The 13,322-nt window shown below is 72.4% G+C and carries 11 protein-coding genes and 1 tRNA gene; 9 read left to right on the top strand and 3 right to left on the bottom strand.

What is annotated here, in order from left to right:
* Window positions 1-13 precede the first annotated feature (13 nt).
* Window positions 14-2,791 (top strand): penicillin acylase family protein, encoded by a 2,778-nt coding sequence (locus ACNNMR_RS18255; RefSeq protein ID WP_419995688.1) that lies wholly within the window; start codon window positions 14-16, stop codon window positions 2,789-2,791.
* Between the two features lie 68 nt (window positions 2,792-2,859).
* Window positions 2,860-4,476 (top strand): PH domain-containing protein, encoded by a 1,617-nt coding sequence (locus ACNNMR_RS18250; protein ID WP_419995687.1) that lies wholly within the window; start codon window positions 2,860-2,862, stop codon window positions 4,474-4,476.
* On the opposite strand, the gene ACNNMR_RS18245 is transcribed toward ACNNMR_RS18250, so the two are convergent.
* Complete coding sequence (locus ACNNMR_RS18245; RefSeq protein WP_419995686.1) at window positions 4,439-5,089, bottom strand: 5-formyltetrahydrofolate cyclo-ligase; 651 nt, start codon at window positions 5,087-5,089, stop codon at window positions 4,439-4,441. The two genes, ACNNMR_RS18250 and ACNNMR_RS18245, sit on opposite strands and share 38 nt — an antisense overlap.
* Between ACNNMR_RS18245 and galU the strand changes: the two genes are divergently transcribed.
* The 7 genes from galU (at window position 5,076) to ACNNMR_RS18210 (ending at window position 11,129) form a co-directional block, all read left to right on the top strand.
* A complete protein-coding gene (gene galU / locus ACNNMR_RS18240; protein ID WP_419995685.1) occupies window positions 5,076-5,999 on the top strand; it encodes a UTP--glucose-1-phosphate uridylyltransferase GalU in 924 nt (307 codons plus the stop codon). The genes ACNNMR_RS18245 and galU overlap by 14 nt on opposite strands.
* Window positions 6,000-6,007: 8 nt before the next feature.
* The gene (glp, locus tag ACNNMR_RS18235) at window positions 6,008-7,351 is read left to right on the top strand and encodes a gephyrin-like molybdotransferase Glp (RefSeq protein WP_420000400.1); all 1,344 of its coding nucleotides are present in this window, start codon (window positions 6,008-6,010) and stop codon (window positions 7,349-7,351) included.
* Window positions 7,352-7,416: 65 nt separating this feature from the next.
* The gene (gene moaC / locus ACNNMR_RS18230) at window positions 7,417-7,920 is read left to right on the top strand and encodes a cyclic pyranopterin monophosphate synthase MoaC (RefSeq protein WP_419995684.1); all 504 of its coding nucleotides are present in this window, start codon (window positions 7,417-7,419) and stop codon (window positions 7,918-7,920) included.
* Complete coding sequence (locus ACNNMR_RS18225) at window positions 7,917-8,516, top strand: MogA/MoaB family molybdenum cofactor biosynthesis protein (RefSeq protein ID WP_419995683.1); 600 nt, start codon at window positions 7,917-7,919, stop codon at window positions 8,514-8,516. The genes moaC and ACNNMR_RS18225 overlap by 4 nt, the downstream gene beginning before the upstream one ends.
* A gap of 20 nt (window positions 8,517-8,536) precedes the next feature.
* The gene (locus ACNNMR_RS18220) at window positions 8,537-9,130 is read left to right on the top strand and encodes a GNAT family N-acetyltransferase (RefSeq protein ID WP_420000399.1); all 594 of its coding nucleotides are present in this window, start codon (window positions 8,537-8,539) and stop codon (window positions 9,128-9,130) included.
* Between the two features lie 141 nt (window positions 9,131-9,271).
* Window positions 9,272-10,990: a hypothetical protein gene (locus ACNNMR_RS18215; RefSeq protein WP_419995682.1), complete on the top strand. Its 1,719-nt coding sequence runs from the start codon at window positions 9,272-9,274 to the stop codon at window positions 10,988-10,990.
* 65 nt (window positions 10,991-11,055) lie between these two features.
* Window positions 11,056-11,129, top strand: a tRNA-Ala gene (locus ACNNMR_RS18210).
* Window positions 11,130-11,185: 56 nt separating this feature from the next.
* On the opposite strand, the gene ACNNMR_RS18205 is transcribed toward ACNNMR_RS18210, so the two are convergent.
* A complete protein-coding gene (locus ACNNMR_RS18205) occupies window positions 11,186-11,791 on the bottom strand; it encodes a dihydrofolate reductase family protein (protein WP_419995681.1) in 606 nt (201 codons plus the stop codon).
* A gap of 68 nt (window positions 11,792-11,859) precedes the next feature.
* On the bottom strand, window positions 11,860-13,239 hold the full coding sequence (locus tag ACNNMR_RS18200) for an ATP-binding protein (protein WP_419995680.1): 1,380 nt from the start codon (window positions 13,237-13,239) through the stop codon (window positions 11,860-11,862).
* Window positions 13,240-13,322: the final 83 nt, after the last annotated feature.

The raw sequence follows: 13,322 nt of genomic DNA, 5'->3' as shown, positions 1-13,322 counted from the left end.
GCGAAGGACAACGATGCCCGCCAGTGAGACAGGCGCCCCCGCGCAGCAGTCCGGCCGCCGGGGTGCGCGCGGCAGCTCCCGGGCCGGCGGCCGCAGGCGCCGCCTGCGCCTCATCGTCATCGGCCTCGCTCTCCTGCTGGTCATCGGCGTCGGCGCGGGCACGTACTGGTCCATCTCGACCGTCCGCGACTCCTTCCCGCAGACCTCCGGCCAGGTCAAGGTGCCCGGCATGTCCGCGCCTGCCCAGGTCAAGCGGGACGGCAACGGCATCCCGCAGATCTACGCCAACACCCCCGAGGACCTCTTCCGTGCCCAGGGCTACGTCCAGGCGCAGGACCGCTTCTGGGAGATGGACGTACGCCGGCACATGACGGCCGGGCGGCTGTCGGAGATGTTCGGCAAGAGCCAGGTCAGCACGGACAAGTTCCTGCGCACCCTGGGCTGGCGGCACATCGCGCAGAAGGAATACGACGAGAAGCTCTCGCAGGACACCAAGAACTACCTCAAGGCCTACTCCGACGGGGTCAACGGCTACCTGAAGGACCACAAGGGCTCGGCCCTCTCCGTCGAGTACGCGGCGCTCGGCTTCACCAATGACTACGAGCCGGGCAAGTGGACGCCGGTCGACTCGGTGGCCTGGCTGAAGGCCATGGCCTGGGACCTCCGGGCCAACATGGAGGACGAGATCGACCGCTCGCTGCTGACCAGCAGGTTCAGCGAGAAGCAGATCGCCGAGATGTATCCGGCGTACCCGTACAAGCGGAACCGCCCGATCGTCGAGGGCGGCAGCGTCAGCGGCAAGACCTTCCGGCCCAGCGGCGGTACGGCCACCCAGGCCGGGTCCGCCGGGACCTCCGGCTCGGCCGCGGCCGCCACCGAGGACGCCCGTACCCAGATGTCGAAGGTGCGCAAGAAGCTCGAACAGGTCCCGGTCGCGCTCGGCACCAACGGCAATGGCATCGGCTCGAACTCCTGGGTCGTCGGCGGCGACAAGACCACCACCGGCAAGCCGCTGCTCGCCAACGACCCGCACCTGTCGGCGTCGCTGCCGGGCGTCTGGTACCAGATGGGCCTGCACTGCAAGACGGTCAGCAAGGCCTGCCCGTACGACGTCAGCGGCTTCACTTTCTCCGGCATGCCGGGCGTGGTCATCGGCCACAACGACAAGATCTCCTGGGGCATGACCAACCTGGGCGCCGACGTCTCCGACCTCTATCTGGAGAAGATCACCGGCGAGGGGCGGTACGAGTCGGGGAGCGGCGAGAAGGAGTTCCGTACCCGCAAGGAGACGATCAAGGTCGCCGGCGGCGACCCGGTGGAGATCACCGTCCGCGCCACCGACAACGGCCCGCTGATCTCCGACCGCGGCGGCGAGCCGGAGGACGTCGGCAAGCGCGCCCCGGTCGGCAATGCCGCCCCGGACCGCGGCGACGGCTATGGCGTCGCGCTGCGCTGGACCGCGCTGGAGCCGTCGAAGACGATGGACTCGGTCTTCGAGATGAACCGGGCGCAGGACTTCAAGGAGTTCCGCGCCGCCACCCGCGACTTCGCGGTGCCCTCGCAGAACCTGATCTACGCGGACACGGCCGGCAACATCGGCTACCAGGCCCCGGGCAAGATCCCGATCCGCGGCAAGGGCGACGGCACCATGCCCGCGCCGGGATGGGACCCCGACTACCGCTGGAAGGGTTACATCCCGCAGTCCGCGCTGCCGTACGAGTACAACCCGGACCGCGGCTACATCGTCACCGCCAACCAGGCCGTGATCGACGAGTCCGACTACCCGTACAACATCACCGAGGACCCCGGCTACGGCACTCGCAGCCAGCGGATCAACAGGCTGATCGAGTCCAAGGTCAAGGACGGCGGCAAGATCTCGCCGGACGATATGCAGACCATGCAGATGGACAGCTTCAGCGAGATCGGCAGCGAGCTCACCCCGCTGCTGCTGAAGCTCGACATCAAGGACCCGTACGTCAAGGAGGCCCAGGACCTGCTGAAGGACTGGGACTACAAGCAGGACTCCGACTCGGCCGCGGCCGCGTACTTCAACGGCGTCTGGCGGCAGCTGCTGAAGCTCACCTTCGGCGACAAGATGCCCAAGGAGCTGCGGGTCGAGGACGAGTGCCTCAATGTGAAGCCGGCCGACGCCGAGACCAACCCGGACGCCCCGGCGCTGGTCCGCGAGTGCGGCGAGCGCGAGCCCGAGGACGCCCAGCCGGACGGCGGCGACCGCTGGATCGAGGTGGTCCGCGGGCTGCTCGAGGACAAGAACCAGAAGAGCGAGTGGTGGAAGACGCCGGAGAGCCGGCACGGCCGCGGCGACGCCACGGACACCCGCGACGAGCTGCTGGCCAAGGCGATGAAGGACGCCCGCTGGGAGCTCACCGCGAAGCTCGGCAAGGACGTCTCCACCTGGAACTGGGGCCGGCTGCACCAGCTGACCCTCAAGAACCAGACCTTGGGTACGGAGGGCCCGGGCGCCGTCCAGTGGCTGCTCAACCGCGGCCCGTGGAACCTCAGCGGCGGCGAGGCCGCGGTGAACGCCGCCGGGTGGAACGCGGCGGGCGGCTTCGACGTGGTGTGGGTGCCGTCGATGCGGATGATCGTGAACCTCGACAACCTCGACAAGTCGCGCTGGATCAACCTGACGGGCGCCTCCGGGCACGCGTACAGCGACCACTACACCGACCAGACGTCGAAGTGGGCGAAGGGCGAGATGCTCGACTGGCCGTCGAGCAAGGCCGAGGTGAACGACGCGACCGAGGCGACGATGGTGCTGACGCGCTGAGGGTTGTACGGATCGGGCTGTGAGCTTGATCCTCGCCGCCGCGGGCCTGACGTGCGAATATCGCGCGCATGTCCGGGGATGGTGAGCTGCTCCTCAGCGTGAGCCGCAGGTTCTGGTACGGGGTCGTGGTCTGCGCGCTCCTCGCGCTGCCCGCCGCCTGGGCGACTGTCCATGTCGCGCGCCGCGGCGAGCAGCCGGACCCGGCGCTGGCGCTCCCCGGCACCCTCGCCGTGTCCTTCGTCATCGTCGCCGTGGTCTTCGTCTGCACCCTGCGGCGCCGGGTGGAGGCCGGTCCGTACGGGCTGCGGATCCGCCGCTTCCGGCGGTGGCGGCACCTGGAGTGGGACGAGGTCGCCCGCTTCGGCGTCATCGTGAAGCGCCGCGCCAAGGGGCCCGACAGCTGCCGCGTCGGCGTCGAGCTGCGCGACGGCGGGCGGCTGCTGCTGCCGCTGCCGTACGAGAACGCGCCCGCCCCGCCGCGCTTCCACGAGCAGCTGGAGCGGCTGCGGGAGCTGCAGCTGCGCTATTCGGCGGCGGAGCCGGTGCCGGAGTTCCCGGCGTTCGGCACCTCCCCGGCGGAGCCGCCGCGCGACCGGCTGCTCTACGCCCGCCTGGTGCCGCTCGTGCTGTGCCTGATCGCGGGCATCGGCGGCGGATACGTGGCCGTGGCGGGCGTCGGCCCCGAGGAGCGGTCGGCGCGGGACTGGGCGGCGGCGCGGCCGTGCCCGGAGATGCCCGGGCCCGACGACGCGGGCCGGGACTGCAGGACCGTGGGGCGGGGCGTGGTCAAGGAGGTCCATGTGGACCGGCCCAGCCGCCGCAGCGACGACAGCTGGATCTCCTTCAAGGACGAGACGCCGCTGCCGAAGGCCGACGTCGAGCACGACACCGCCCTCGAACTCCGGCCCGGCGACCGCGTCGAGCTGACGTGGTGGCGCGGGCGCCTGATGACGGTGGCGGGGGCGGGCCGGACCTTCAAGGAGTACGAACCGGCGCCGCGCGTGGTGGCCGTGCTGGTCACCGTCGTCGTGCCCATAGCCGCGGGCTTCCTCGTCTTCTGGCTCGGCCGCCGGCGCCGGCACGGCCAGGCCGTCAAGCCCGGCGAGCGCGGCGACGCCAGCGGCATGGCCTTCCTGGTGCCGGTCCTCGCCACCGGCGCCTGGACGATCGCCCTTGCCGCGATACGGCCGGGGGCGGACGTCGCCCGGTGGGTGGCGATCGGCTGCGGGCTCGGGACGCTGGCGCTCCTGGTGGCCGCTTGGCGGCAGACCGGGGAGCGCGGGCGGACCGGGCCGCGGGTGCTGCCGGAGGGCGAGGACGTGTACGTGCCCGCGATGATCCTCGGCCCGGTGCCGTACGCCGGGCACTTCGGGGGCAGCTGGATCGTCGTCGGCGGCGGTCCCATGGCGCTGGTGCCGGCCAAGTCGAGCCGCTTCGGCGCCATCCCCGTGCCGGCCGGGCGGCTCACCGTCCAGGACGTACGGCGGCCGCTCGCCGACGAGGAGGGGGTGCCGTCGGCCTGGCACGTCGCCGACCTGCTCGACGGCGACACGCATGTGCGGCTCACCGCGGCGCCCGACGACCTGGCGGCGCTGCTGGGGCGGCTGCGGCACCTGGGCCCGGCCGGGCCGCCGCCTCCGCCGCGCCTCACGCCTCCGGAAAGCGGTGCACTCCCGACGGCGTGACCGCCGCCCGTACGGCGCGGTCGTGCGGCTCCGCCGGGACGTGCTCGACGACCTCGCCGTCGTACAGCAGCACCACCAGCGCCGGATCCCGCCCGTCCGCCGCCAGCCGCGCCAGCACCCGGTCGTACGAGCCGCCGCCGCGCCCCAGCCGCACCCCGCGGCGGTCGGCGGCCAGGCCGGGGAGCAGCACCACGTCGGCGTCCGTGACGGCGCCGACGCCGAGGGGCGCGGCGGCCGGCTCCAGCAGGCCGCGGCCCGCCCGTACCAGCGTGTCGGGGCCCTCGTAGACCGCCCAGTCGAGGTCGTTGTCGGGCTGGAGCACCGGCAGGAGCACGCGCGTGCCGCGGTCGCGCAGCGTGTCGAGCAGCTCGCGGGTGGACGGCTCGCGGCCCACCGACACGTACGCCGCCACCGTGCGCGCCGCGGCGAGTTCGTCCAGCTTCAGCGCCCGGCGGGCGAGCGCGGCGCCGGCCATCCGCAGGTCATCCGGCGGCAACCCGGCCCTCACGGAGAGGACGCGCCGGCGCAACGCCGCCTTCGTAACCTGACCCGAATTAGTCACCGCCTGAAACCCCAAACTTTCCGACACCTCTGTCGATATGGTGCTCAACATGACCTCAACCCCCCGCCCTCGCATCACCAAGGCTGTCATCCCGGCAGCCGGGCTCGGCACCCGCTTCCTTCCCGCCACCAAGGCGACGCCGAAGGAAATGCTGCCGGTCGTGGACAAGCCGGCCATCCAGTACGTCGTGGAGGAGGCCGTCGCCGCGGGGCTCTCCGACGTGCTGATGGTCACCGGCCGCAACAAGCGCCCCCTCGAGGACCACTTCGACCGCAACTACGAACTCGAAGAGGCGCTGCGCCGCAAGGGTGACGAGTCGCGGCTCGCGAAGGTGGAGGAGTCGAGCGAGCTCGCCAGCATCCACTACGTCCGCCAGGGCGACCCCAAGGGCCTCGGCCACGCCATCGCCGTGGCCGAACCGCACATCGGCGACCAGCCCTTCGCCGTCCTCCTCGGCGACGACCTGATCGACCCGCGCGACCCGCTGCTGCAGCGCATGATCGAGATCCAGCGGCGGCACGGCGGCAGCGTGATCGGGCTGATGGAGGTCGAGCCCTCCCAGATCCACCTCTACGGCTGCGCGGCCGTGGAGAACACCGCCGACAGCGACTGCGTCCGCATCACCGGCCTGGTCGAGAAGCCGGCCGCGGACGACGCGCCGAGCAACCTCGCGATCATCGGCCGGTACGTCCTCGCCCCCGGCGTCTTCGACGTACTCCGCCGCACCCCGCCGGGCCGCGGCGGCGAAATCCAGCTCACCGACGCCCTGCAGACGCTGGCCGCCGACGAGTCGATCGACGGCCCGGTGCACGGCGTCGTCTTCAAGGGCCGCCGCTACGACACCGGCGACCGTGCCGACTACCTCCGGGCGATTGTCAGACTCGCATGCGAACGTGATGACCTGGGTCCTGAATTCAGTACCTGGCTGCGGAAGTATGTTGCGGAGGAGCTGGGCAGTTGAGCACGACGATGGAGAAGCCGGTGGCTGAGGAAGAGAAGAGCACGCAGCGGACCGTCTGGTCCGTCGACGAGCATCTCGACGACATCCTCCGGCAGCTCCGTCCCCTGGACCCGCTGGAGCTGCAGCTTCTGGAGGCCCAGGGCTGCGTGCTGGTCGAGGACGTCAAGGTCCCCGTCTCGCTGCCCCCGTTCGACAACAGCTCGATGGACGGTTACGCGGTCCGCGTCGCCGACGTCGAGAGCGCAGGCGAGGAATACCCGGTCGTCCTCACCGTCATCGGCGACGTGGCCGCGGGCAGCGGCGAGTTGCCCACCGTCGGGCCCGGGCAGGCCGCCCGGATCATGACCGGCGCGCCGCTGCCGCCGGGCGCCGACGCCGTGGTGCCGGTGGAGTGGACCGACGGCGGGCTCGGCGAGGGCCCGGTCGACGGCATGCGGGCGGCCAGCGCAGCGCCCGAGGGCGCGCGCGGCGATGTCGCGGTGCACCGGCCGGCCGAGGAGGGCCAGTATGTGCGCCGCCGCGGCAGCGACGTATCGGCGGGCGACCTCGCCCTGGAGGCGGGCACGGTCCTCGGCCCGGCGCAGATCTCCCTGCTGGCCGCGATCGGCCTCGGCTCCGTGACGGTACGGCCCCGGCCCCGCGTCGTGGTCCTGTCCACCGGCAGCGAGCTGGTCCCGCCGGGTGAAGCGCTCGGCCCCGGCCAGATCCACGACTCCAACAGCTATGCGCTGACCACCTCCGCGATCGCCGCGGGCGCCATCGCCTACCGGGTCGGCGCCGTCGCCGACGACGCCGAGACGCTGCGCTCCACCATCGAGGACCAGCTGATCCGCGCGGACGCGGTCGTCACCAGCGGCGGCGTCAGCGTCGGCGCGTACGACGTGGTCAAGGAGGCGCTCTCCGACCTGGGTTCGGACGGCGCGGGCGGGGTGGAGTTCCGCAAGCTCGCCATGCAGCCGGGCAAGCCGCAGGGCTTCGGCCGCATCGGCGACGACCGCACCCCGCTGCTCGCCCTGCCCGGCAATCCGGTGAGCGCCTATGTGTCCTTCGAGCTGTTCGTACGGCCCGTGATCCGCACTCTGATGGGTCTGGAACCGGCCCGCCGGGCGCCGGTGCGGGCGCGGGTCACCGCAAAGGAAGCGCTGTCCTCGCCGGATGGCAAGCGCCAGTTTCTCCGCGGGCGGTACGAGCCCCCCGCCAAGGGGAAGACGGTCGGCAAGGTGACTCCGGTGGGCGGCTCCGGCTCCCACCTGGTGGCGGCCCTCGCTCAGGCCAATGCGCTGATCGTGGTCCCGGAGGCCACCACCTCGGTGGCATCGGGAACCACCCTGGATGTGCTTGTGCTCGATTGAGCGCGCCGGGGTCCGGTCCGGGTACCGTTGGCGCCGCATCGTTTGACCCCGGGAGCGCACGCGACATGGCAGCGACATCAGCAGAGGGCCAGCAGCATCTGACCCACATCGACGAGGCGGGCGCGGCCCGTATGGTCGACGTCTCCGCCAAGGACGTCACCGCCCGCACCGCCAGTGCCACTGGCCGGGTGCTGGTGTCGCCGCGGGTCGTCGAGCTGCTGCGCGGCGAGGGCATGCCGAAGGGCGATGCGCTGGCCACGGCCCGTATCGCCGGCATCATGGGCGCCAAGCGCACCCCCGACCTGATCCCGCTCTGCCACCCGCTCGCCGTCTCCGGCGTGAAGGTCGAGCTGTCGGTCGCCGACGACGCGGTCGAGATCGCGGCGCGGGTGAAGACCACGGACCGTACCGGCGTGGAGATGGAGGCGCTGACCGCGGTGACGGTCGCCGCCCTCACCGTCGTCGACATGGTCAAGGCCGTCGACAAGTCCGCCGTCATCACGGACGTCCGCGTCGAGGAGAAGACCGGCGGCAAGTCCGGCGATTACCTTCGGAGGGCCGACGCATGAGCCCGTCCGCAGCCGCGCCCGCCGGTGGCGGTGAGCCGAGCGCTGCGCCCACCGCCTCGTCCGCGCGTCGCGCGCTGGCCGTCACCATTTCCAACCGGGCGTCGGCCGGTGTCTACGCCGACAAAGGCGGCCCCCTGCTGGCCGACGGCTTGTCGGCCATGGGCTTCACCGTCGACGGCCCGCGAGTGGTCCCCGACGGCGAGGCCGTGGAGACCGTCCTCCGCGAGGCTGTTGCCGCCGGCTATGACGTCGTCCTCACCACGGGGGGTACGGGGATCTCCCCGAGCGACCTCACTCCAGAGATGACCGCGCGGGTGCTGGACCGTCAGGTCCCCGGCATCCCGCAGGCCATCCGCGCGTACGGCATGCCCAAGGTGCCGACCGCCGCCCTCTCCCGCGGCCTCGCGGGCACCGCGGGCCGCACCCTGATCGTCAACCTGCCGGGCTCCTCCGGCGGCGTACGCGACGGCCTCGCCGTCCTCGCGGACCTGCTTCCGCACGCGGTCGACCAGCTGCACGGCGGCGACCATCCACGGCCGGACGCCGCTCCGGACCACGCGGCCCACGGCGGCCCAAGCGCAGGAGCCTCACGCTGAACGCCTACTGGCCCGCCGAGCTGGTGGAGGGACCCGTCACCCTCCGCCCCATCCGACTGCGCGACCAGCGCCTCTGGCGCGAGGTCAACCGGCGCAACCGCGACTGGCTGCGCCCCTGGGAGGCGACGGTCCCGCCGCCGCTGCCCGGCACCCCGCCCACCCGCCGGCCCACCTTCCGGCAGATGGTCAGACACCTGCGCGCGGAGGCGCACGCGGGGCGGATGCTGCCCTTCGTCATCGAGTACGAGGGCCGGCTCTGCGGCCAGATCACCGTCGCCGGCGTCACCTGGGGCTCAATGCGCTCGGGCCACATCGGCTATTGGGTGGACCAGGATGTGGCGGGCCGCGGCGTCATGCCTACGGCTGTTGCGCTCACTGTCGACCACTGCTTCCGGCGGGTCGGACTGCACCGCATCGAAGTGTGCATCCGCCCCGAGAACGCGCCGAGTCGGCGCGTGGTGGAGAAACTCGGATTCCGCGACGAAGGGCTTCGCCCGCGCTACCTTCACATCGACGGCGCCTGGCGCGACCACCTGGTCTTCGCGCTCACCGCGGAGGAAGTCCCGGAAGGTCTGCTGGCCCGCTGGCGCTCGCTGTGGCACTCGCAGAAATAAAATAAGTGTTCGAGATTCTGCCGCACTTGAGCATTTCGCGTCGGAATAGTCACAAGAAAAGCTCGAGATATCAGCCAGATGGTGCGACACACCGAGCCAATTGGCGGATGCGCTGCGCGGTTCACCTCTACCGTGTAAGGCGTGAGCAGCAGCGGCCTCATCTACGCAATGATCGTCGGGGCCTGGGCCGCCTACCTCGTGCCGATGTGGCTGCGCAGGCAGGACGAGCTGAACGAGGCTCGTCCGACGGAACGCTTCAGCACGGCCATCCGCCTGCTGACCGGCCGGTCGGCCGGGCGGCGGTCGGCCGGACCTGACGATCATGACGCTGCCGCGGACGGCGCGGGGGAGTACTCGGGTGAGTACCAGCCCGGCGCCGCCGACGACGGCAGCGCGCACCCGGACGCCGCACCCGCCCCCGTGGACCGCCGCGGGCGGCCGGTGGACGTCCGGGCCGCAGCCGTGCCCGCGACCGGGCGTTACGAGGCGCCTGACGGCGCGGATGACGCGGTCGAGCCTGACGGCTCGGGTCGTGCGGACGGCTCGGACGGCTCGGGCGGCGGGCCGCTCAAGCCGCCGGCCCCGGGCCCGCAGCAGCCCAGCTTCGCCGAGCGCCGGGCGCGCGCCAAGGTCCTCGCGCGCCGCCGCCGCACCACGACACTCCTCTTCGTCGCCCTCACCATCGGCGCCATCGCCGCCGCGACGGGCGGCGCCCGCTACCTGTGGGCGGTCCTGGTCCCGGCGCTGCTGCTCACCGCGTACATCGTGCGGGTGCGCGGCCAGGAGCGGCGGCGGTACGCGTACCAGGCGGACGAGGCCGGCGCGCAGGCCGCGGCGCGGCGGGTGCGCGAGCGCGCGGCGGACCGCGAGGGCGCGGGCGGCCGGCGGGCCGCCGGGCGTGACGGTGCGGCGGACGGGCTGCCCGGGCAGGACGCCCGGGATGGCGGTGCGTACGGCCGGGATGCTCGTGACGGTGGCGCGTACGGCCGCTCCGGCCGGGATGTCCGCGAGGACGGTGCCGACCGCAGGGCCGCGCGGGATGACCGCAGGGCCGCGCGCGACGACCGCCGAGCGGCTTATGAGGACCGCCGGGCCGCACGTGACGGTGCGGCGGGCGGCCGCGCCGGTCGTACGGGCGGCGCCCCCGACCGCAGCGGTGGCCGGGCGGACGGGGCAGACCGCCGCGGCCGCCGCGGCCGCGGCGGCCCCGCGGACCGAGACCGGGCAGCCGCCCCGGCCCAGGACAGCGCTCCGCGCTCTCCCGGCCGCACGGCGCCCCCGGGCCCCCGCTCCGGCGGTGCGGACGGCGCCCACCACGAAGACCTGGCCCCGACCCGCCGCAGCCCGGCGATGGACGGCGACGACACCCGGCCGCCGTACGGCGCGGACGGCCACCGCGGCGCCGGGGCGTACGGCACCGCGCCGCAGGACCCCGACGGTTCGTACGGCTCGATCCCGCACGGCGCCGCAGGTGGGCAGTCGGCTGCAGGCCCCGACCCCGCCGCCGACCGGCGCGCGCTGGTGGAGCAGACGGACCACGCCGAGTGGGTCGACCAGGAGCGCTCGGGCGGTCGCCCGGAGCAGTCCGGCTGGGATCCGGTGCCGGTGCCGCTGCCGACGTACGTGACGGCGCCGGTGGCGCCGCGGGCCACGGACGGCGTGGACCTCGGCGCACCTGACACGTGGTCGTCGGCCCGCTCCTCCACCGTGGAGCCGCAGCGCCGCCGCCAAGAGGCCGAGGAGGCCGCTGAGGCCAAGGAGGCGGACGAGGCGGGGCGCCGCCGTCCGCGCGAGCGCGGCCGCACCCCGCTCTTCGACCAGTACGCGGACCCGGACCGCAAGCGCGCCGCGAACGAGTAGCTGACCAGCGCGATAACCGATTTCCGATCTCCCTGACCGGGATGCTAAAGTTCCTGACGTCGCAAGGGCGTGTAGCGCAGTCCGGTAGCGCACCTCGTTCGCATCGAGGGGGTCAGGGGTTCAATTCCCCTCACGTCCACGCACAGGAGATCCCGGCGAGACAGTATCTGTCTCGCCGGGATTTCGTCGTTTGGGTCAAGCAGGGGCGCCGAGCGGCGGGTGCTCCAGGACGCGGGGCTTGTACTCGACCAGTTGGGTGCCGCTGTCGAAGGTGCGGTGGTCGGTCATTTCGAGGGCGACGTCCGGATAGCCGTCGTAGATGCGCTCCTCGCCCGTGGCCCCGGTGATCACCGGGAACATCCCGACCCGGAAGCGGTCGACGAGGCCCGCTCGCAGCAGGGCCCGGGCCAGGCTGAGGCTGCCGATCGTGCTGAGGATGCCCGAGCCGCTCGCCTTCATGGCGCGGACCGTCTCGACGGCGTCGTCGCGGACGAGCGTGGTGTTGGCCCACTTCAGCGGTTCCTCGAGGGTGGAGGAGAACACCACCTTGGTCGCCTGCGTCAGCTCGTCCACGGACGCCTCTTCCTCGGGCCTGAACTCGTCCTGGCCATCCGGGACCTCGCCGGCGGCGAAGCCCGACATCAGGCGGTAGGTGTTCGCTCCCATCAGGTACGTGACCTCGGGCTGCTCGCCCAGCCAGGCGAGGTACTCCGGCCCCTCAAGGCCCCAGAACCCGGGCCAGCCCTCCCCCGATGCGTAGCCGTCGAGGGAGGTGATGAAGTCGACGAGAAGCTCAGACATGGCAGTGTCCTTTCCTAGGCCGTCGTCATGAGCTTGGACCGGCCGGAAGGCACAAACTCATCGCCCCGCTAGCGGATGATGTTCGGCGCCGAGTAGCCCAGCGACGACGGCAGGTCCGTGACCGTGTGGGCGTGCGGGGTGTGCTGGGGGTGCGGGCCCGCGGTCAGGAAGTCGTAGACGCTCAGCTCCGTGGCGTTCAGCAGCGGCTTGCTCGCCGTCTGCGGGGCGGGCTTGTGCAGGACCGCGGTGAAGCGGATGCCGGTGTCGATGAACTGGGCCGGGGGGAGGCCCGCGTCGCTCAGCACGTCCGAGACGGCGGGGATGCCGCTGGCGAGGGCCTCGATGACGCGGCTGCCGGTCTGCGGGGAGCGGGCGTGCTGGCAGATGGCGACCAGGCGGGCGTTGCGCGCCGAGGTGACGGCGTCGCGGCCGAGCCGCTCCATCGACAGGCCGTAGAGGCCGCCGGGGTTGGAGATGAGGAGGCGGTCGGGGCGCAGCCTGACCTCGATCGCCATGCCCGCCGACCACTGGTCGAGGTCGCGGTGCACCAGCGCGTTGGCGATCAGCTCGCGGAAGGCGAGCAGCGGATACTCCGGCTGGTCCCGTACGACGCCGTCGGACTCCGAGGTGATCGTGGTGTCGAAGGTGCGCCGGGCCCAGTCCAGCGCCTGGTCCAGCATCCGCGGGATGGCGCCGGTCAGGGTGACCTGGTTGCGGGCGCGGGTGCCCAGCGGGTCGGAAGGGTGCGGGTCGGCGGCGAGCTGGATCGTATAGCGGGGGAAGAACTGCTGCGGGTGCACGCCGAGCACCAGCAGCCCGGCCACCGATGGGGTGCCCTCCGGCAGGAGGATGCCCGCCCGCACCATCAGTTCGGCGTCGTCGCCGAAGCGGCCGAGTCCGTACGGGTCGCGCTCGCGGGCCGCCTGCAGAAAGGCCGTGGTCAGCTCGTGGTCAAGGTCGTCGATCTTGGCGCCCGGCACCGGCTGCCGGTCGAAGGCGGGCGGGCGGCGGGTGGAAGGGTAGGCCTGCTCCTCCAGCTCGGAGAGCTGGAAGTCGGAGTCGTAACCGCGCATAAAGGCCGCGCCGGAGGCGGCCATCCGGCAGGGCTTCTCCGGGCGGTCGCACTCGTGGACCGTGGCCGCCACCACCGGCGAGCCGTCGACCTCGGCCTCCTCGACGGTGAGGCGCAGGGCGGGGGTGAAGGAGCCCGCCATTTCGGTGAGGCCCGCTCTGAGGCCCTGGATATCGGTCAGCGGCACGGGGCGGAAGCCGGCCCGCCGGTCGACGCCCAGGATGACCATCCCGCCGCCGGGGAGGTTGGCCAGCGCCCCCAGGGTCGAGGTCAGGGAGTCCGGGAGCCCGCTCGCCGCGGACCTCACCTCCACGTCGGTGGCGTATCCGCCGGCGGCACGGAGGCTGGAAACAACACGGCTAAGGTCTCTCGTCACGACCGGAAATGTAACTGTGTGCTCGATATGTGCGCCGTTTCCGTTGACCCTTCCGTCCACTTCCACCGGAACGAGTGAGTTGG

This window comes from Streptomyces boninensis, assembly GCF_048572725.1.
GTDB classification, from domain to species: Bacteria; Actinomycetota; Actinomycetes; order Streptomycetales; family Streptomycetaceae; genus Streptomyces; species Streptomyces boninensis.
This window is presented reverse-complemented; position numbering and strand designations above follow the sequence as displayed.